The sequence below is a fragment of the Delftia sp. UME58 genome (assembly GCF_014170385.1).
Taxonomy (GTDB): Bacteria; Pseudomonadota; Gammaproteobacteria; order Burkholderiales; family Burkholderiaceae_C; genus Comamonas; species Comamonas acidovorans.
The window spans coordinates 146,946-166,167 of the sequence record NZ_LZZV01000114.1; the positions used below are offsets into that span (position 1 = coordinate 146,946).

Annotated in this window: 16 protein-coding genes; 7 read left to right on the plus strand and 9 right to left on the minus strand. The window is 65.9% G+C overall.

What is annotated here, in order from left to right; all coding sequences use genetic code 11:
- Positions 1 to 5 precede the first annotated feature (5 nt).
- On the minus strand, positions 6 to 656 hold the full coding sequence (locus tag A9976_RS30015; protein WP_012205807.1) for a response regulator transcription factor: 651 nt from the start codon (positions 654 to 656) through the stop codon (positions 6 to 8).
- Positions 653 to 3,226, minus strand: a complete 2,574-nt coding sequence (locus A9976_RS30020) for a PAS domain-containing sensor histidine kinase (protein ID WP_183021986.1) — start codon at positions 3,224 to 3,226, stop codon at positions 653 to 655. Before A9976_RS30020 ends, A9976_RS30015 begins: the two co-directional genes overlap by 4 nt.
- Before the next feature lie 320 nt (positions 3,227 to 3,546).
- Here A9976_RS30020 and aceE point away from each other — a divergent pair, with 320 nt between their 5' ends.
- From aceE to lpdA, 3 genes are read left to right on the plus strand one after another with little or no spacing between them, the layout of a single operon-like run.
- Positions 3,547 to 6,264, plus strand: a complete 2,718-nt coding sequence (gene aceE, locus A9976_RS30025) for a pyruvate dehydrogenase (acetyl-transferring), homodimeric type (protein WP_183021987.1) — start codon at positions 3,547 to 3,549, stop codon at positions 6,262 to 6,264.
- A 19-nt stretch (positions 6,265 to 6,283) separates the two neighbouring features.
- A complete protein-coding gene (gene aceF, locus A9976_RS30030) occupies positions 6,284 to 7,975 on the plus strand; it encodes a dihydrolipoyllysine-residue acetyltransferase (RefSeq protein ID WP_183021988.1) in 1,692 nt (563 codons plus the stop codon).
- 15 nt (positions 7,976 to 7,990) lie between these two features.
- Entirely contained in the window at positions 7,991 to 9,835 is a 1,845-nt protein-coding gene (gene lpdA, locus A9976_RS30035; RefSeq protein ID WP_183021989.1) for a dihydrolipoyl dehydrogenase, read from the plus strand.
- 152 nt (positions 9,836 to 9,987) lie between these two features.
- On the opposite strand, the gene A9976_RS30040 is transcribed toward lpdA, so the two are convergent.
- The gene (locus A9976_RS30040; RefSeq protein ID WP_183021990.1) at positions 9,988 to 10,917 is read right to left on the minus strand and encodes a LysR family transcriptional regulator; all 930 of its coding nucleotides are present in this window, start codon (positions 10,915 to 10,917) and stop codon (positions 9,988 to 9,990) included.
- Between the two features lie 65 nt (positions 10,918 to 10,982).
- Here A9976_RS30040 and A9976_RS30045 point away from each other — a divergent pair, with 65 nt between their 5' ends.
- Positions 10,983 to 11,600 carry a LysE family translocator gene (locus tag A9976_RS30045; protein WP_183021991.1) on the plus strand — a complete coding sequence of 206 codons (618 nt, stop codon included), beginning with the start codon at positions 10,983 to 10,985 and terminating at the stop codon, positions 11,598 to 11,600.
- A 203-nt stretch (positions 11,601 to 11,803) separates the two neighbouring features.
- On the opposite strand, the gene A9976_RS30050 is transcribed toward A9976_RS30045, so the two are convergent.
- A complete protein-coding gene (locus tag A9976_RS30050; protein ID WP_183021992.1) occupies positions 11,804 to 12,508 on the minus strand; it encodes a hypothetical protein in 705 nt (234 codons plus the stop codon).
- Positions 12,509 to 12,641: 133 nt separating this feature from the next.
- Between A9976_RS30050 and A9976_RS30055 the strand changes: the two genes are divergently transcribed.
- Positions 12,642 to 13,907 (plus strand): CynX/NimT family MFS transporter, encoded by a 1,266-nt coding sequence (locus A9976_RS30055; protein ID WP_183021993.1) that lies wholly within the window; start codon positions 12,642 to 12,644, stop codon positions 13,905 to 13,907.
- Here the strand turns inward: A9976_RS30055 and A9976_RS30060 are convergent, their stop codons facing one another.
- Together A9976_RS30060 and A9976_RS30065 are read right to left on the minus strand one after the other, a co-directional pair.
- The gene (locus tag A9976_RS30060) at positions 13,908 to 14,933 is read right to left on the minus strand and encodes an aromatic acid exporter family protein (RefSeq protein WP_183021994.1); all 1,026 of its coding nucleotides are present in this window, start codon (positions 14,931 to 14,933) and stop codon (positions 13,908 to 13,910) included.
- 188 nt (positions 14,934 to 15,121) lie between these two features.
- Positions 15,122 to 15,610 (minus strand): EVE domain-containing protein, encoded by a 489-nt coding sequence (locus tag A9976_RS30065; protein ID WP_183021995.1) that lies wholly within the window; start codon positions 15,608 to 15,610, stop codon positions 15,122 to 15,124.
- Between the two features lie 129 nt (positions 15,611 to 15,739).
- On the opposite strand from A9976_RS30065, the gene yghU reads away from it, so the two are divergent.
- Entirely contained in the window at positions 15,740 to 16,579 is an 840-nt protein-coding gene (yghU, locus tag A9976_RS30070; RefSeq protein ID WP_183021996.1) for a glutathione-dependent disulfide-bond oxidoreductase, read from the plus strand.
- Between the two features lie 7 nt (positions 16,580 to 16,586).
- Here the strand turns inward: yghU and A9976_RS30075 are convergent, their stop codons facing one another.
- The 3 genes from A9976_RS30075 to A9976_RS30085 all read right to left on the minus strand — a co-directional run bounded on the left by A9976_RS30075 (position 16,587) and on the right by A9976_RS30085 (position 18,405).
- Positions 16,587 to 17,273, minus strand: coding sequence for a hypothetical protein (locus tag A9976_RS30075; protein WP_183021997.1), 687 nt, complete (start codon positions 17,271 to 17,273; stop codon positions 16,587 to 16,589).
- 76 nt (positions 17,274 to 17,349) lie between these two features.
- Positions 17,350 to 17,607 carry a GlsB/YeaQ/YmgE family stress response membrane protein gene (locus tag A9976_RS30080; protein ID WP_183021998.1) on the minus strand — a complete coding sequence of 86 codons (258 nt, stop codon included), beginning with the start codon at positions 17,605 to 17,607 and terminating at the stop codon, positions 17,350 to 17,352.
- Positions 17,608 to 17,769: 162 nt separating this feature from the next.
- Positions 17,770 to 18,405 carry a C40 family peptidase gene (locus A9976_RS30085; protein ID WP_012205793.1) on the minus strand — a complete coding sequence of 212 codons (636 nt, stop codon included), beginning with the start codon at positions 18,403 to 18,405 and terminating at the stop codon, positions 17,770 to 17,772.
- Positions 18,406 to 18,600: 195 nt separating this feature from the next.
- Here A9976_RS30085 and A9976_RS30090 point away from each other — a divergent pair, with 195 nt between their 5' ends.
- On the plus strand, positions 18,601 to 19,203 hold the full coding sequence (locus A9976_RS30090; protein ID WP_063325974.1) for an isochorismatase family protein: 603 nt from the start codon (positions 18,601 to 18,603) through the stop codon (positions 19,201 to 19,203).
- Positions 19,204 to 19,222: the final 19 nt, after the last annotated feature.

Consider the following 19,222-nt stretch of genomic DNA (forward strand, 5'->3'; position numbering starts at 1 on the left):
TTGGCTTATCCGGCGACGGCTGCCTTGGCCGCCGCAGCGGTCTGGCCCTGGCCCAGGGCGATCTTGAGCAGATCGGCCACGGTGTTGGCGTTGAGCTTTTCCATGATGTTGGCGCGGTGCGCCTCCACCGTCTTGATGCTGATGCCAAGATCGTCGGCGATCTGCTTGTTCAGCCGGCCGGCGACGATGCGCTCCAGCACCTGGGCTTCACGGCTGGTCAGCTTGGCCAGCAGCGCGTCGCGGCTGGCGGCCTGCTGGTGGCCGGCAAAGGCTTCGCGGGCATGGTCCAGCATGCGCTCGACCAGGTTCAGCAGTTCCTCTTCGTTGAACGGCTTCTGGATGAAGTCCAGTGCGCCCTTCTTCATGGTGTTCACCGCCATGGGCACGTCGCCGTGGCCGGTGATGAAGACGATGGGCAGGGGGGACTTGCGTTCGATCAGGCGGTCCTGCAGCTCCAGGCCCGTCATGCCGCCCATGCGGATGTCGACGATGAGGCAGGCGATCTCGCGTGGGTCGTAGCGCGAGAGGAAGGTCTCGGCCGAGTCGAAGCAGCGCACACGATAGTCCTTGCCCTCCAACAACCATTGCAACGAATCACGAACCGCTTCGTCGTCATCAACTACGTACACAGTGCCTTTTTTCGGGATCAAGCTCATGCAATCGTCCTTGTTGTGGGTTCAATGGTCGCTGCCGGCGTTGTCGCGTCGCCCGGCGGGGCCAGCGGCAGCCAGAATGAAAACCGGCAGCCGACAACCTCGGAACCATTGTAGAGGTTCTCGGCACGCATCCGGCCCTGGTGGGACTCGACAATGCTGCGGCACAGATTCAGGCCCATGCCCATGCCTTCGCTCTTGGTGGTGAAGAAGGCCTCGAAGAGTCGCTCCAGCACCTCGGGCGGCAGGCCCTTGCCGGTGTCCTGCACGTTGAATTCGATGACGCGCTGCTCCTCGATGGTGCGCGGCACCACACGCAGTTCCACATTGCGCTGGTGGCTGGGGCGGCCCGACTGTTCGATGGATTCGGCGCCGTTCTTCATGAGGTTGACCAGCACCTGCTCGATGAGGATGGTGTCGGCCATGATGGCCGGCATGCGCTCGGCCACGTGGTAGGTCAGCTGCACATTGCGGCGGCGCAGCTCGATCCCGGCCAGTTCCACGGCCTCGCTGACCATGTCGGTGACCTGGGCCAGGGTGCGGTTGGGCTCGCTGCGCTTGACGAAGGAGCGTATGCGCAAAATGATCTGCCCCGCGCGCTGCGCCTGGTGGGCGGTTTTCTCCAGCGCGAACTTCATCTGCTCTTCGGTCAGCGTGCCCTTTTCGAGCCGGGTGAGCATGCCGCTGCAGTAGTTGCTGATGGCGGTCAGCGGCTGGTTGAGTTCATGGGCCACGCTGGAGGCCATCTCGCCCATGGTGATCAGACGGCTGACGGACTGGGCATGCTCGGCCTGGCGATCGGCCTGTTCCTCGGCCAGGCGGCGCGGCGTGATGTCGGTGGCAATCACCATCTGGGCCAGGCGGCCGTCCACCCAGCTCAGGTAGCGCGATCGCACTTCCAGCCACTTGCCCAGTTCGGGCAGGTAGATCTCGGCGTTTTCGCTGCGTGCGCTGGTCAGCGAGTCGGTGGGCAGGCCCATGAGGCCGTCCTCGTCGTCCATGCCTTGCGGCTGCGAGCGCACGGGCAGCACGCCGGCCTGGGCAACGAGCTGCAGGTGGCCATCGGTCTGCGAGCCGAACCATTGCCGGTACAGCTTGTTGGCGAACAGCAGCTCGGCGCTGCCCAGCGGGGCGACGGACACAGAGGCGTCCAGCGCCTCCAGCACGATGGTAAAGCGTTCGTAGGAGGCGGACAGCTGCTCGCGGATGCGGTTGGGCTCGGTGATGTCGGTCATGGACGACATCCAGCCCGTGTGCTGGCCATGGGCGTCGATCAGCGGCGAGACATACAGGCGCGCATCGAACTGCGTGCCGTTCTTGCGCTGCACGCGCACCTGGAAGCCGCCGACGATGGTCTTGCCCGAAAGCTCTTCGCGCAGCTTGGAGTGCAGGTTGTCGTAGTCGTTGTCGGGCCAGTAGGAGTAGGGCGGCATCTGGCCGACCAGCTCTGATTCGCTCCAGCCCGTCATCTGGCAGAAGGCGGCATTCACATAGGTGATGCGGCCTTGCAGGTCCAGCGCGCGCATGCCGGTGAGCACGGAGTTTTCCATGGCGCGGCGGAAGTTGGTCTCGGCGACCAGGGCCTCCTGGGCGCGCTGGCGGCGGCGCGTGTGGCGCCAGGTGGCCAGCAGCAGCCATGCCGTCATGGCACTGAGCGTGCCCACCAGCCAGAACAGGCCGCTGCCGACCACGCCCAGCGAGGTGCGATAGGCCTGGGCGCGCAGCACCAGGCTGTTGCCCACGGGGGCGACGGGGGCCTCGTCCTCATTGGCAACGGTGCGCCAGCGCAGCAGCTCGGTGGCGGTCTGCTTGCGCGGCGTCAGCGGCGTGCCTGCCAGCACCTGGCCGCGGCTGTCGAGCATGGTCATGGCGTAGCGGGCCATGATTTCGGTAGGCGTGCCGTAGCGCAGCAGGCTGTCGATCGAATACTCGCCCAGCAGTTCGCCGATATAGCGGCCGTCCTGTGCCAGCGGCACATGCAGCTGCAGCAGCGGCGCTGCCTCCCCCTTGTGGGCCAGTCCCTGCACGTAGATGGGTTGCTGCATCTCGCGCGCGAGCTGGTAGGCCTCCAGCGCATCGCCGGCGCGCAGCACTTCGCGCGGGATGCGCAGCTGCTCGCTGCTCACGGTGGGTGCGGACTGGCTGGCCAGGATGCGCCGCTGTGCGTCGATCCAGGTGATGGACTGCAGTTCCGGGTACTGGCTGATGAGTGCTTCGGCGCGGCTGGCGAAGTCGGACTCGCCCAGGTCGTGATTGCCGATGTCGCGCGCCATGCGCATCAGTTGCTCCTGGCGCTCCAGCAGGCGCAGGCGCACGCGTTGCTGGGCGTATTCCACGTCGCGGTGCAGCGCTTCCTTCTCACGGTCTATCTCCTCCATGCGCAGATACCAGAACGAGGCCACGATGGCCGCCATGAACATCAGTACGGCTGCGAGGGGGGCGAGGGCCGCGAAGCGGTCCTGGCGCGTGGGGGAAAGACTGCGCCACCAGCTGCGCCACCAGCGCACTGGCGCGGCCACGCCTGCCATGGGGGCAGGGCTGTGCGTGCCGTGCTCGGAAGGGGAGGATTGCATGCGCCCAGTGTAGGGGAGAGTCTGACTGTTTTTAAGGAGTATTGAAGTCGCCACGGAGGCGCTTCGGCGACGTTCTTTGGAGTCTTCACTGTATGTGCGTTTGCAGCATAATTTCAAATTATGAAATCAGAAAGCACCATTTGAAATTCGAAAAAAGTATGCGACACTCGCCGAGCATTGAGGCAGTGAATCGGTATTTTCAAGTTCGCCAGACAGGGTCTGTGCCGCGCAAGGCGTGGTGAACTACCCGCCTGCGTTGGCGCTCTGTGCCGCTCACTGGTTCGACCCCAAGACGCTACCTTCTGCAAGGAGACATTCCCATGACAGCTCAGACTGACCCGCAAGGCAATGCAGGCGTTCCCGCCGGCCTGGACCAACAAGAATCGCGCGAATGGATGGACGCCCTGTCGGCCGTCATCGATCGTGAAGGCGCCGAGTACGCGCACAAGCTGATCGAGGACCTGCTCGAGCACGCACGCCAGAACAGCGTGGACATGCCTTTCTCGGCCAACACCGGCTATGTGAACACCATCGAGGCCTCGCAGGAAGCCCGCTGTCCCGGCAACCTGGAAATCGAAGGTCGTCTGCGCGCCTACATGCGCTGGAACGCCATGGCCATGGTGGTCAAGGCCAACCGCCTGCACCCGCCCGAAGGCGGTGACCTGGGCGGCCACATCGGCTCCTTCGCTTCGCTGGCCAACATGTTCGCGGCCGGCTTCAACCATTTCTGGCACGCCGAAAACGAGAACCACGGCGGCGACTGCCTGTACATCCAGGGCCACGTCTCGCCCGGCATCTATGCCCGCGCCTACCTTGAGGGCCGCATTTCCGAAGAGCAGCTGCTGAACTTCCGCCAGGAAGTGGACGGCAAGGGCCTGTCCAGCTACCCGCACCCCAAGCTGATGCCCGAGTTCTGGCAGTTCCCCACGGTGTCCATGGGCCTGGGCCCGCTGATGGCCATCTACCAGGCACGCTTCCTCAAGTACCTGCATGCCCGTGGCATTGCCGACACCGAAAGCCGCAAGGTCTGGGTGTTCTGCGGCGACGGCGAAATGGACGAGGTCGAGTCGCTGGGCGCGATCTCGCTGGCCGCCCGCGAAAAGCTGGACAACCTGATCTTCGTGATCAACTGCAACCTGCAGCGCCTGGACGGCCCGGTGCGCGGCAACGGCAAGATCATCCAGGAACTTGAAGGCGAGTTCCGCGGCTCCGGCTGGAACGTCATCAAGCTGCTGTGGGGCAAGGGCTGGGACGAGCTATTGGCCAAGGACAAGGACGGCGTGCTCAAGAAGATCATGGCCGAGTGCAACGACGGCGACTACCAGTCGTTCAAGGCCAATGACGGCGCCTATGTGCGCAAGAACTTCTTCGGCCGCGATCCGCGCGCGCTGAAGATGGTCGAGCACATGAGCGACGACGAGATCTGGAACCTGCGCCGCGGCGGCCACGATTCGCAAAAGGTCTATGCGGCCTTCCACGCTGCCAATTCGCACAAGGGCCAGCCCACCGTGCTGCTGGTCAAGACCGTCAAGGGCTTCGGCATGGGCAAGATCGGTGAAGGCAAGAACACCGTCCACCAGACCAAGAAGCTGGGCGACGAGGACATCAAGGCCTTCCGCGACCGCTTCAACATTCCAATCCCCGACAGCCAGATCGCCGACCTGCCTTTCTACAAGCCGGCCGACGATACCCCGGAAATGCGCTACCTGCACGAGCGCCGCAAGGCCCTGGGTGGCTACCTGCCGCACCGCCGCGTGAAGGCCAGCGAGCAATTCACGGCGCCTGCGCTGGATACCTTCAAGGCCATCCTCGAAGCCACGCCCGAAGGCCGTGAGATCTCGACCACCCAGGCCTATGTGCGCTTCCTCACGCAGCTGCTGCGCGACAAGGAAATCGGCCCGCGCGTCGTGCCCATCCTGGTGGACGAGGCCCGTACCTTCGGCATGGAAGGCCTGTTCCGCCAGATCGGCATCTACAACCCCGCTGGACAGCAGTACACCCCGGTCGACAAGGACCAGGTGATGTACTACCGCGAGGACAAGGCCGGCCAGATCCTGCAGGAAGGCATCAACGAAGCCGGCGGCATGAGCAGCTGGATCGCGGCAGCCACGAGCTACAGCACGAGCAACCGGATCATGATCCCGTTCTACGTGTACTACTCGATGTTCGGTTTCCAGCGCATCGGTGACCTGGCCTGGGCGGCCGGCGACATGCAGGCGCGCGGTTTCCTGCTGGGCGGCACTTCGGGTCGCACCACGCTGAACGGCGAAGGCCTGCAGCACGAAGACGGCCACAGCCACATCCTGGCCAACACCATTCCCAACTGCGTGAGCTACGACCCGACCTTCGCCCACGAAGTCGCCGTGATCATGCAGGACGGCCTGCGCCGCATGGTGCAGAACCAGGAAAACGTCTTCTACTACATCACGCTGCTCAACGAGAACTACGCCATGCCCGGCCTCACGCCCGGCACCGAGCAGCAGATCATCAAGGGCATGTACCTGTGCAAGCCCGGCCAGAAGGTGCCGGAAAGCGGCCTGCGCGTGCAATTGCTGGGTTCGGGCACCATCCTGCGCGAATCCTTCTTCGCCCAGGAGCTGCTGCTGGCCGACTGGGGCATTGCCGCCGACGTGTGGAGCTGCCCGAGCTTCAACGAACTCACCCGCGACGGCCAGGATGCCGACCGCTGGAACCTGCTGCATCCGCTGGACACCCAGAAGGTGCCCTTCGTCACGCAGCAGCTGCAGTCGCACAATGGCCCGGTGATCGCATCCACCGACTACATGAAGGCCTACGCCGAGCAGATCCGCCCCTACATGCCCAAGGGCCGCACCTACAAGGTGCTGGGCACCGACGGCTTCGGCCGTTCGGACTTCCGCCGCAAGCTGCGCGAGCACTTCGAAGTGGATCGCCACTACATCGTGGTTGCCGCACTGCGCGCGCTGGCCGAAGAAGGCAAGATCAACGCCACCACCGTGGCCGAGGCGATCGCCAAGTACGGCATCAAGGCCGACAAGATCAACCCGCTGCACGCTTGAGTAAGAACGGGAGACACATATGGCATTGGTAGAAATTCAAGTCCCCGATATCGGTGATTTCGACGAAGTTGCTGTGATCGAAGTGCTGGTCAAGGCCGGCGATCAGATCAAGGCCGAGCAATCGCTGATCACCGTGGAGTCCGACAAGGCCTCCATGGAGATCCCCTCCAGCCACGCTGGCGTGCTCAAGGAACTGCGCGTCAACATGGGCGACAAGGTCAAGCAGGGCAGCATCATTGCCGTGGTCGAGTCGGCGGAAGCCGCTGCCCCGGCACCTGCAGCCGCCGCACCGGCCCCCGCCGCTGCAGCCCCGGCCCCGGTGGCTGCGCCTGCACCGGCCGCTGCTCCCGCCGCCGCGCCTGCGGCCTCGGGCGCCGCCACGCAGATCGACATCAAGATTCCCGACATTGGCGACTTCAAGGACGTGGCCGTGATCGAGATGCTGGTCAAGGTCGGCGACACCGTGACGGCCGAGCAATCGCTGTTCACCGTCGAATCCGACAAGGCCTCGATGGAAATCCCGTCGCCAGCGGCCGGCACCATCACGGCGCTGACGCTCAAGATCGGTGACACGGTCAACGTGGGCGACGTGGTCGGCCAGATGAGCGTGCAGGGCGCCGCCGCGCCTGCAGCCCAGGCTGCGGCCCCGGCACCTGCTGCTGCAGCCCCTGCACCGGCTGCTGCGGCTCCGGCTGCTGCGGCTCCGGTTGCTGGCCCTGCTGCATCGGCTCCCGCCGCTGCACCTGCCCACAACCCCACGGTGGCGCCCACGGGCAAGCTGCCCCACGCATCGCCCTCGGTGCGCAAGTTCGCCCGCGAACTGGGCGTGCCGCTGGACGAGGTCAAGGGCTCGGGCAACAAGGGCCGCATCACGGCGGACGACATCCAGTCCTTCACCAAGTCCGTCATGGCGGGGGCCGTGCAGACCAAGGCCCAGGCCGCGACCGCTCCCAAGGGCGGCTCCGGCGGCGGCGCAGGCCTGGACCTGCTGCCCTGGCCCAAGGTGGACTTCGCCAAGTTCGGCCCGGTCGAGCGCAAGGACCTGTCGCGCATCAAGAAGATCAGCGGCGCCAACCTGTCGCGCAACTGGGTCATGATCCCGCACGTCACCAACAATGACGAGGCCGACATCACCGACCTGGAAGCCTTCCGTGTCTCCACCAACAAGGAGAACGAGAAGAGCGGCGTCAAGGTGACCATGCTGGCCTTCGTGATCAAGGCGGTGGTTGCGGCGCTCAAGAAGTTCCCGGAGTTCAACGCCTCGCTGGACGGCGACACCCTGGTCTACAAGCAGTACTTCCACGTCGGCTTCGCGGCCGACACGCCCAATGGCCTGGTGGTCCCCGTGCTGCGCGATGCCGACAAGAAGGGCATCCTGCAGATCAGCCAGGAAATGGGTGAGCTGGCCAAGAAGGCCCGCGACGGCAAGCTGGGCGCTGCCGACATGCAGGGCGGCTGCTTCTCGATCTCGTCGCTGGGCGGCATCGGCGGCACGAACTTCACCCCCATCATCAACGCCCCTGAAGTGGCCATCCTCGGCCTGTCCAAGGGCCAGATGAAGCCGGTGTGGGATGGCAAGCAATTCGTGCCGCGCCTGACGCTGCCGCTGTCGCTGTCCTATGACCACCGTGTCATCGACGGTGCCTCGGCCGCGCGCTTCAATGCCTTCCTGGGCCAAGTGCTGGCGGACTACCGCCGCATCCTGCTGTAAACGGAGGCCCGACACATGGCAATCATCGACATCAAGGTGCCCGACATCGGCGACTTCGCCGAAGTGGGCGTGATCGAACTGCTGGTCCAGCCCGGTGACACCGTGGCCAAGGACCAGTCCCTGATCACCGTGGAGTCCGACAAGGCCTCCATGGAGATCCCCTCCAGCCATGCCGGCGTGGTCAAGGAACTCAAGGTCAAGATCGGCGACAAGATCGCCGAAGGCGGCCTGATCCTGACGCTGGAGGCCGCTGGCGAAGCGGCCGCCGCACCCCAGGCGGCAGCACCGGCCCCTGCAGCGGCGGCTCCAGCGCCTGCCGCTGCAGCGCCCGCAGCATCGGCTCCCGCTCCGACCGCAGCCAGCTACGCCGGTGGCGCGGCCGATTACGACTGCGACGTGGTCGTGCTCGGCGGCGGTCCTGGCGGCTACTCGGCAGCCTTCCGTGCGGCCGACCTGGGCCTGAACGTGGTCATCGTCGAGCGCTACAAGACCCTTGGCGGCGTCTGCCTGAACGTGGGCTGCATCCCGTCCAAGGCGCTGCTGCACGTGGCGGCCGTGGTGGACGAGGTCAAGCACCTGGAGGTGGCCGGCGTCAAGTTCGGCGCGCCCGAAGTCAACATCGACCAGCTGCGCGGACACAAGGACAAGGTCATCGGCAAGCTGACCGGCGGCCTGGGCCAGATGGCCAAGATGCGCAAGGTCACCGTGGTGCGCGGCTACGGCAACTTCGCCGGTGCCAACCACCTGGAAGTGGAAGAGACCACGGGCGACGGCCAGGAAAAGACCGGCAGCAAGAAGATCGTGCAGTTCAAGCGCGCCATCATTGCCGCCGGCAGCCAGGCCGTGCACCTGCCCTTCATGCCCAAGGACCCGCGCGTGGTGGACTCCACCGGCGCGCTGGACCTGGCCGGTGTTCCGAAGCGCATGCTGATCCTGGGTGGCGGCATCATCGGCCTGGAAATGGGTACCGTCTACTCCACGCTGGGCGCCCGCCTGGACGTGGTGGAGATGATGGACGGCCTCATGCAGGGCGCCGACCGCGACCTGGTCAAGGTCTGGCAGAAGATGAACGCGCCGCGCTTCGACAACATCATGGTCAACACCAAGACCGTGGGTGCCGAAGCCACGCCCGAAGGCATCAAGGTCAGCTTCGCGCCTGCCAAGGACGGCATCACCGTGCCCGAGCCCCAGGTCTACGACCTGGTGCTGCAGGCCGTGGGCCGCACGCCCAACGGCAAGAAGATCGCTGCCGAGAAGGCCGGCGTGGCCGTCACGGACCGCGGCTTCATCGAAGTCGATATCCAGATGCGCACCAATGTGCCCCACATCTTCGCCATTGGCGACGTGGTGGGCCAGCCCATGCTGGCGCACAAGGCCGTGCACGAGGCCCATGTGGCTGCCGAAGTCATCGCCGGCGAACTGCAGGGCAACAAGGAGCTGGCCGCCAGCGCCTTCAATGCCCGCGTGATCCCCAGCGTGGCCTATACCGACCCTGAAGTGGCATGGGTGGGTTTGACCGAGGACCAGGCCAAGGCCCAGGGCATCAAGGTCAAGAAGGGTGTGTTCCCCTGGACGGCTTCGGGCCGCGCCATTGCCAATGGCCGCGACGAAGGCGTCACCAAGCTGCTGTTCGATGACAGCCCCGAGGCGCACGGCCATGGCCGCATCCTGGGCGGCGGCATCGTCGGCACACACGCGGGCGACATGATCGGCGAGATTGCGCTGGCCATCGAAATGGGTGCCGATGCCGTGGACATCGGCAAGACCATCCATCCCCACCCCACGCTGGGCGAAAGCCTGGGCATGGCGGCCGAGGTGGCGCATGGCTCCTGCACGGACCTGCCGCCGCAGCGCAAGTAGGCGCAAGGCCTGGCTTTCAGGCCAGGCAAGGACAGAAAGGCAGCTTCGGCTGCCTTTCTGCTTTGGGAGACGCAGATAAGGACACAGACATCAGCCCAGACACCGGTCCAGACACCGGTCCAGACACAGGCACGGCAAGGGGGCAGACCTGTTCAGGCCTGGGCGCGCAGCCACTGCAGCAATTGGTCGTGCACGCCATCTGGCGTGGGCGGAGCGGGGGACAGCAGGCAGTAGCGCGAACCGTCTTCGACAAAGCCCATGGGCGCTGCCAGCACACCGTTGGCGATGTCGTCGCGCACCAGTTGCCAGGGGCCGATGGCCAGCCCCATGCCGGCCACGGCGGCCTGCAGGCTGAAATAGAAATGATCGAACTGCAGCTGGGGTCCCGATGGTGGAGGCTGACCGCTGTGCTCTGCCCAGGTGGACCAGGCCTCCGGGCGAGTGCGACTTTGCAGCAAGGGTGCCTCCGGGCGCAGCCCGGTGGCATGCCCCTCGTCGGAGTGCATGCACCACTGCGCCAGCCGCTGGGGCCGGCAGACCGGGCCTATGCGCTCGGCAAACAGGGTCTCTGCATGACAGCCCGCTGGCGGAGAGAAGTCATCGCGTCGTATGGCCAGATCGATGCCGTCCGCGAAAGAGAAAGGCCCACCGCCCGCCATCAGGTGCAACTGCAACTCGGGGTGCTGTTCCTGGAACTGGGGCCAGCGCGGGATCAGCCAGCGCATGAGCAAGGTGGGCTCGCAGGACAGCACCCAGCGGCGCGCCTGCCGGGCGCGCGAGCGCAACTCCTGCGTGGCCTGGCGCATGCGCTCCAGACCTTCGTGCACGGCCTGGGCCAGTTGGCGGCCCGCCTCGGTCAGGAAGACGCGGCGGCTGCGGCGGTCAAACAGGGGCACGCCCAGATCGTCCTCCAGCAGGCGCACGGCCCGGCTGATGGCGCCGTGGGTCAGATGCAGTTCTTCCGCCGCCTTGCTGAAGTTCTCCCGTCGGGCGGCCGCTTCGAAGCAGCGCAAGGCCTGCAGCGACGGCAGTCGCTTGCTCGGAGTGTGTGAGTTGAGTTCACCAGCTGTGTCAGAAAACATCGTTATATATTTTCACTGAAGGCCAATACTATCAGGCGCGTTGCATTGAATCGAATGGATCACCGATGACCGAGTGGATAGCTGTAGTCACCATTACCTTGCTGGCTGTCATCAGCCCAGGGGCGGATTTCGCCATGGTCACGCGCAACAGCCTGCTGCGCTCGCGCCGCGCGGGCCTGCTCACGGCACTGGGCATTGGCCTGGGGGTGCTGGTCCATGTCGGCTATACCTTGCTCGGCGTCGGGCTGCTCATGCAGCAGTCCACCTGGTTGTTCGACGCGGTCAAGCTGCTGGGGGCAGCCTATCTGATCTATTTGGGCGTGACCATGTTGCGCAGCCGTCCGGAGGGCGATTTGCCCAGCCAGCCCGTGGCCGCGCTCTCCGACCTGGCGGCACTGCGCATGGGCTTTCTGACGAATGCGCTCAATCCCAAGACCACGGTATTCGTGGTCAGCCTGTTCCTGCAGATCGTGGGACAGGACACGCCGCTGGCCACGCAGCTGGCATATGGCGGATTCATCTCGATGGCCCATGTGGCGTGGTTCTGCATTGTGGCGATGTGCTTTTCCGCCCAGCGGGTTCGTGCGCGGTTGCTGGCCGTGCGGCATTGGATAGACAGGGCCTTTGGCGGCATGTTGGTGGGGTTCGGTGTGCTGTTGGCCAGTGCCAAGCTGCAGCTGTGAGGTCGTGACGACCTGATACGAATCGGTGGGAAGGGGAGGACGGGCGAAAGGCATGCTGTGCATGCACGACTGCCCGGCAGGCGAGGCCTGCGGGGTGCCGTCCGGTACCTCGCAGGCTTAGCTGTTTCTGGCGAGTGTCAAGTCCGCCCGGCAAGCGGGTTGGGGCCCCGGTGGCTTGCGATTTGACCCTGTGCGGCAGGTTTTCATGGTGGGGGAGTGCCATCGTCTCCATGGCGGAGGCCGGCGCCCATGCCCAGGCCGCCCATGCCTGAGGCGCCCATTCCTGAGGCGCCCATTCCTGCGCCGCCTCTGCTGCCACCACCGCCCTTGCTCGAAGCGCCGGCTTCCGCACCACCTTTGCGTGCCCCGCCCGCCGTGCCGCCGGGACGCGTGGGGCCCTGGTTGGGAACATGCAGGCTGTCGGGGATCGGCTCCAGATCCAGCGCTTCGCGGATGAAGGCGCGCAGCGAAGTGACGAGTGCCGCAGTCTCGACAGGCTGGCCTGCCACCATGTCCTGGGCCGCCTGGGCGGCCATGCGCACCTGGTCTTGCGTACCCAGCAAGATGACATCGGACAGCGCGGCTTCGACCGCATCGCGAATGCGCCGTTGTCGCTCGCTGCCAAAAGCCGGTGGTGCATCGGCGTCGTCGGCGGCGGGCCTGCGCAGATCGCGCAGGTGCAGGGGACTCACATGCAGCGTCCCCGTGAAGGAGCCGCCCAGCGTCTTGTAGGCGGCGATAAGCGACTTCAGGCGTTCATTGATCTGGCGGTTTTCACGCTCGCGTCGCTTTTGCACGGTCTGCATGAACAGCAGGCGAATGCCCATCATCAGGCAGGTGACCAGCAACAGGCCCAACACCGTGGACAGCAGCGAAGACCAGGAACTGAAATCTAGCGATGAACGCATGCGGAGGGCCTCGGGGGTTGATGCAGGCGTTCAGTGTGCCTCCATACGGGCGGGTAGGCAGGTAAGAAGAGTGCTGTTTGCAGGCGCCGCTTGGCCTATGCTTTCGATACTTCACACATCAGCTACAGGGCGCATGGCATGCGCCCCCGGGAGGCAGCATCCAGTGAAAACAACGAAGCAGGGAGGGCATCCCTCATGGATTGTCGTGGCGGCCGGCGTCAGCGCGGCCCTGCATGTGGGCAAGCTGCCGCCGGCCGTGCCGGTGCTGCAGCAGCAATTGGGCCTGTCCCTGCTGCAGGCCGGTTTTCTGCTGTCTACCGTGCAGGTGGCCGGCATGGTGCTGGGCCTGGTGGTGGGCCTGGGTGCAGACCGCTGGGGGCTGCGGCGCAGCATGCTCGCAGGCCTGCTGCTGATGGCTGCGGCCAGCGCCCTGGGTGCCGCCGCCACGGGCTTTGCTCCGCTGCTGGCCTTGCGTGCCGTGGAGGGGCTGGGCTTTTTGCTGGTGGCCATGCCGGGGCCGGGGCTGATCCGGCGTAGCGTGGCGCCTCGCGATCTGAGCGCGCGCATGGGCTGGTGGGGCACCTATATGCCGTTGGGCAGTGCCGTCGGATTGCTGGTGGGACCGTGGGTGATGGCCTGGGCATCCTGGCCCGTGTGGTGGTTGCTGATGGGTCTGGTCTCTGCACTCGCATGGGCCGCCGTCTGGTGTGGCGTGCCGGCAGACAGGCAGGTGCCCATTGGCACGTCAGTGGCGGGTGGTGGCTGGCGTCCTCGCCTGGAACTTACCTTGCGCAGCCCTGGTCCCTGGTGCGTGGCTGTGGCCTTTGCCGTGTATTCAGGGCAGTGGATGGCCGTCATCGGCTTTCTCCCCACGGTCTATGCCGAGGCCGGCCTGGGCGCCGCGCTATCGGGCACGCTGACGGCCGTGGTGGCGCTGGCCAACATGGTGGGCAATGTGGCCTCGGGCCGTTTGCTTCAAGGCGGCTGGAGCGCCTCACGTGCCTTGCGCCTGGGCTTTGGTTGCATGGCAGCGTGTGCGCTGCTGGCCTATCTGCAATGGCAGGGGCAATCACTGGCGCCGTTGTGGCTTCGCTTTGTGGCAGTGGTGCTGTTTTCGGCGGCGGGCGGGCTGATTCCGGGCACGCTGTTTTCCATGGCGGTGCGGCTGGCCCCCGATGAGTCCACGGTATCGACCACGGTGGGTTTCATGCAGCAATGGTCCAGCGTGGGGCAGTTTGCAGGCCCGCCTCTGGTGGCGGCCGTGGCCGTGCAGGCGGGCGGATGGCAGTGGACCTGGGTGGTGACGGCGGCCATGTGCGCCATCGGCTGGTGGCTGGCCGGCGCGATCGGGCGCATCGGCGGTGCGGGTGCAGCGCCGCGCGGGCGCGCTGCAGTCTGATCACGCGTCGCGCGAGCCTATCAGCGCCTTCAGGGCCTCTTCCATCTGCTGCGCATGGTCCAGCGCGGGCAGCCAGGCCGTGGGCACGGGCTGGGCGGGGGGCTTGGGCGCGGAGGCGGCCAGTTCGGCCAGGGCGTCATCGGGCTGCAGGGCCACCACGTTGCCGTTGGCGGACAACTGGCGGCAGGCATCGACCAGCCATTCGCAGTGCAGGACGATGGCGCGCGGCATGAGACCACTGTCATGGGACATGCCGCGCACCAGGCTTTCGCCCAGCAGCAGCGCGCTGGCATACAGGCGCACGGCGTGGCGGTCATAGCGCCCGGTGATGGTCTGCAGCCCCGCGCCGCCCAGGCGGCCGCGCAGGGACCAGCGGCTGGCGCTTTGCGCCTCCATCATGGCTGCGCGCAGTGCGCTCAGCGCATCGCTGCTGCGCGTGAGCTGGCCCAGCGCGACGGTGGCATCAGGCGTGTCGTGGGTGGCGGTGGCGCGCAGGGTGGCTTCCAGCCCTTCGGCCAACTGGCCCAGCAAGGCGCTTGCCGAGCGTGACACGGCGCGCAGCGGGTTGGCCGTGAAGATCACCTGGCTGAACATCAGGCCGACGCCGGCGCCCACCAGTACGTCAACCAGCCGGGTCTCGCCTGCTGCGCTTGGTCCCATGCTCAGGACCAGCACGACGGAGACTCCCGCCTGTATCGGGACGACGGGCGGCTGCCCGAGCATGGCGGCCAGAGACAGTGCGACCAGCGAGGCCAGACTCAGCCGCAGCAGCGGAATAGTGTCGGGCAGCAGCCACGCCAATTCGCCGACGATGATGCCGATGGCGCAGCCCAGTACCAGACCCCAGGTCTGCTTGAGGTGGCTGGGCAGGCCGGGAGCCAGGCAGACCAGGGCCGTGACGGCTGCAAAGACGGGTTTGGGGTGGCCGAGCAGGTAGTGGGACAGCTCCCAGGCCAGCATCGCACCCAGCGAGGCGGCGATGGCGTCGCGCAGCGCCAGACGCAGGCGGCCGGGCGCAGCGGCCATGCCGCTCTTGGGTGTTCCAGGGGGTGTTTTTGCTTTTGCTTTTCGCCAACGCACGAAGATTCTCCCTCCAGCATGCGAAATCCAGGTTCGCAAATGCCTAAAAGCATAGCGGCCGGTGCAGCAGCGATGTGCAGGAGAGATGCTTCTTGCTTGTAAGAAAGCAGCCCGCAGCAGGCGGGTCGGGCATATCAGGCGGGTTGGAGCAGGCCTTGGATGAAGGCCCATTCATCGGGCGTGACCGGCGTGATCGACAGGCGGTTGCCCTTTTGCAGTACACGCATGCCGGCAAGCTCGGGATGCTCGCGCAGCTCGGCGATCTGCAGCGTGCGTGTCTTGCGCAGCGCCTGCACATCCAGCGTGAGCCAGCGCGGCTTGTCGGGCGAGGACTTGGGGTCGTAGTAGGGACTGCGCGGGTCGAACTGCGAGGCATCGACGCGCAGGTTGCCTGCAATGCGGGCGATGCCGTAGATGCCGGGCTCGGCGCAACTGGAGTGCCAATACAGCACCCCATCGCCCACCTGCATGGCATCGCGCATGAAGTTGCGCGCCTGGTAGTTGCGCACACCGTCCCAGGCGATGGTGGCCTGCGGCGCGGCCAGCGCGTGGTCTATGGAGAATTCGTCTGGCTCGTTCTTCATGAGCCAGAACTGGCGGGCGGAGGTGGGGGCGGCAGTCATGCCGCGATTGTGGCAAATCCCCGGACGCCGTGGCGGCGTTCCGCGCGCGCCGGCAGGAGCGCGCCGGTGACGGGACAATGGCCTTCAGCCGGGCATCTCTCTCCAGCCCGCGAACCACAGGAACCCTGCATGACCGACAGCTCCACCTATGTCCCGCCCGCCGTATGGCAGCCAGCGCCTTCTGGCGGCACCTTTGCCAACATCAACCGCCCGGTCGCCGGTCCCACCCATGACAAGGCATTGCCGGTGGGGCAGCAGCCGCTGCAGCTGTATTCGCTGGCCACGCCCAACGGCGTGAAGGTCACCATCATGCTGGAGGAGCTGCTGGCGCTTGGCCATGCCGGCGCGGAGTACGACGCGTGGCTGATCCGCATCGGCGAAGGCGACCAGTTCTCCAGCGGCTTTGTCGATGTCAATCCCAATTCCAAGATCCCGGCGCTGGTGGACCGCAGCGTCGAGCCGCCGGTGCGCGTGTTCGAGTCAGGCTCCATCCTGCTGTACCTGGCCGAGAAGTTTGGTGCGCTGCTGCCTGCCGAGCCCGCTGCGCGCACCGAGACGCTGAACTGGCTGTTCTGGCAGATGGGGTCGGCACCTTACCTTGGCGGCGGTTTCGGGCATTTCTATGCCTATGCGCCCGAGAAGTTCGAGTACCCCATCAACCGTTTCACCATGGAGACCAAGCGCCAGCTCGATGTGCTCGATCGCCAGCTGGCCCTGCACCCGTTCATTGCGGGTGCGAGCTACAGCATTGCCGACATCGCCATCTGGCCCTGGTACGGGGCCCTGGTGCTCAACGAGGTGTATGGCGCGGCCGAGTTCCTGTCAGCCCATGAATACACGCATGTCATGCGCTGGGCCCGTGAGATTGCCCAGAGGCCGGCCGTGCTGCGGGGGCGCCGCGTGAATCGTACCTGGGGAGATGAAGCCACCCAGGTGCCCGAGCGCCACCAGGCGTCGGACCTGGGCTGATAGCCGTCTACTGGGAGCGGCCCCAGGGGCCGCGATCGGGCTGGCGCCAGAAGCGCGGGCGCTTGCCGGAGGGCTCGGGGGCGGGCTCGGCCTCGCGCCCGTCCTTGTCGGTCCTGTCGGCCTTGTCGGCTTTTTCAGCGTTTTCCAATTGCTGACCTGTCTGCTCGACCTTGCGCGCCGTGCGATCCAGCCGCGAGGGAATGTCGAGTTCTGCGTGCTCGACCACACGAATGCAGTCCTGGATGTGCCGCTCGCCCAGGTAGCGCAGCGTGGCATAGCCCAGCGCTGCCGCTGCGGCCTGGCCTGCCAGCGGCACGTACTTGGCGGCCTGCGTGGCCGTCATGCGCATGCCGGCCGCGCGCGCCAGGCGCACCACCATGTCGCGCGTGATCAGCTTGCCGATCAGCACCGAGCCCACCATGGCCACGGCCTTTTGCACCTGCTCGCGCTTGCCGGGTTCCAGCTTGTCCAACTGTTCGGGTGTGAGGCCGAATTCGCGGTTGATGCGCGGCAGCAGCCGCGCCAGCAGTGCGGCATCCACCAGCCAGTCCAGGCCCGGAATGGGCAGGCTGCTGGCCGCTGCGCCGACCAGCGCACGCCGGTGCAGCAACTTGCGCGCGCTCTCGGCCGCTTGCGCCACATCGTGGCGCGGTGGTGGAGGGGGAGGGGTCTTGTCCGATGTGCGAAAGATCATGCGTGCCAGTGAAGACGGGGCAGATGTCGATCAGGAAAATGCGCCAGCCGGCGGATGCGGCTGGCGCGCAGGGTGGTCAGCGTGCGCTCTTGCTGCGCACCAGGCCGTAGATGAAGAGAATGACGACGGCGCCCACGATGGAGGCGATCCAGCCTGCGGGTTGCCCGGCCTCGTACCAGCCCATGGCGACGCCGACATAGCTGGCAAGAAACGATCCTGCCACGCCAAGCAGGATGGTCATGATCCAGCCAAGGCTGTCATCGCCGGGTTTGAGTGCCCGCGCCAGCAAGCCAACGACCAGGCCAACGATGAGGGTACCAATCAAGGACATCATGCTTTTCTCCGAACTGAAGCTTCCATGCCGCGACTCTAGGGCCGGGCACCGGGTGGCCCTGTCGGACAGCATCTCAACCTGGAACGAAGCCAGGGCAGGGCCCTGGAAAACAAAACGCCTGCACGGGCAGGCGTTTGTGGATTGGCGCAAAAGACGCTGCGATCACTGCAGCTGGCTTGCCTGCATCTGCAGGGCCAGAGCGGCCTTGCTGGCGTCCAGGCCCAGGCCATCGGCATCCTGCACGCGGCGGGCGCCATCGAAGCGGCGGGCCCAGTACGCGCTTTGCATGCTTTCCACGCGGACCTGCGCACCGGTGCGCGGTGCATGGATGAAGTTGCCGTCGCCTACATAGATGCCGACATGGCTGAAGGTGCGGCGCATGGTGTTGAAGAACACCAGATCGCCGGGCTTGAGTTCGTTCTTGTCGATTTTTTCCGTGGCCTGCGCCTGCTGGTCAGCGCGGCGCGGCAGGACCTTGCCCAGGGTTTCGGAGTAGATGGCGCGGACGAAGCCGCTGCAGTCGAAGCCGGTCTCGGCACTGTTGCCGCCGCGGCGGTAGGGAACGCCGATGAAGCCCATGGCGGTCACGACCAGATCGGAGGTCTTTTCGGCGACGCTTTGTCGTGCTTCCTTGACGAAGTCGGAAGTGCGTTCCGCCATGTGGTGGCGGGCTTCGCGCAGCTGCGAGATGAGGCTGCGGTTGACCAGCAGCTGATTCATATCGTCGTCACGCATTTCGGGCGGAGCCGCGTGTGCCGTGACGCTGACAAACAGGAGTGCAATAAGCCATCGGGACATGGGGCGCGAGATTACCACGCAAAAACGTAGGACAAATTCGATAAGACCCCCGAAAGCCTGGGTTTTTGAGTTACCTCAGGAATCCGGGCTGCGCGGCAGGGAGCGCACGCAAGCTGCGACAATGGAAAGCTTTCCCTTTTGTCCTCTATAAGAAGGGCGGCCCGCGCCGCCCCATATTCCCAAGAAAGATCCGCCATGCTGCTTGAAGCCACCGACTCCCAGCTCGTACTCGTCGATTACCAGGAGCGCCTGATGCCGGCCATCTTCGAGGGACCGGCAGTTCTGGCCAATGCCGTGAAGCTGGCGCGCCTGGCGCAGCTGGTGGACGTGCCGGTCTTCGGCACCGAGCAGAATCCCTCGCGCCTGGGCGCCAACGACGCCGAACTGCGCGCGCTGTGCGACCGGACCCTGTCCAAGATGCATTTCAGCGCCGTGGCCGAGGGCCTGGGCGAGTGGCTGCGTCCTCCTGCACGGCCCCAGGGCGGCAATGCACGCAGCCTGCCCAAGCACCTGCAAAAGCCCCAGCAGCAGGCGCCCGAGCGCAGCATGGTGGTGATTGCCGGCTGCGAAGCCCATGTCTGCCTGCTGCAGACGGCGCTGGAGCTGCTGGAAGATGAGTTCGATGTCTGGGTCGTCACCGACGCCTGCAGCTCGCGCACCGAGCGCAACCGCGATGCCGCCTTCGACCGCCTGGCCGGCGCGGGTGCCGAGCTGGTGACCACGGAGATGGTGGCCTTCGAGTGGCTGCGCAGCTGCGAGCACCCGGCCTTCAAGGAGTTGCTGGCCCTGGTCAAGTAAGGCACGGGTTCCTGGGTCC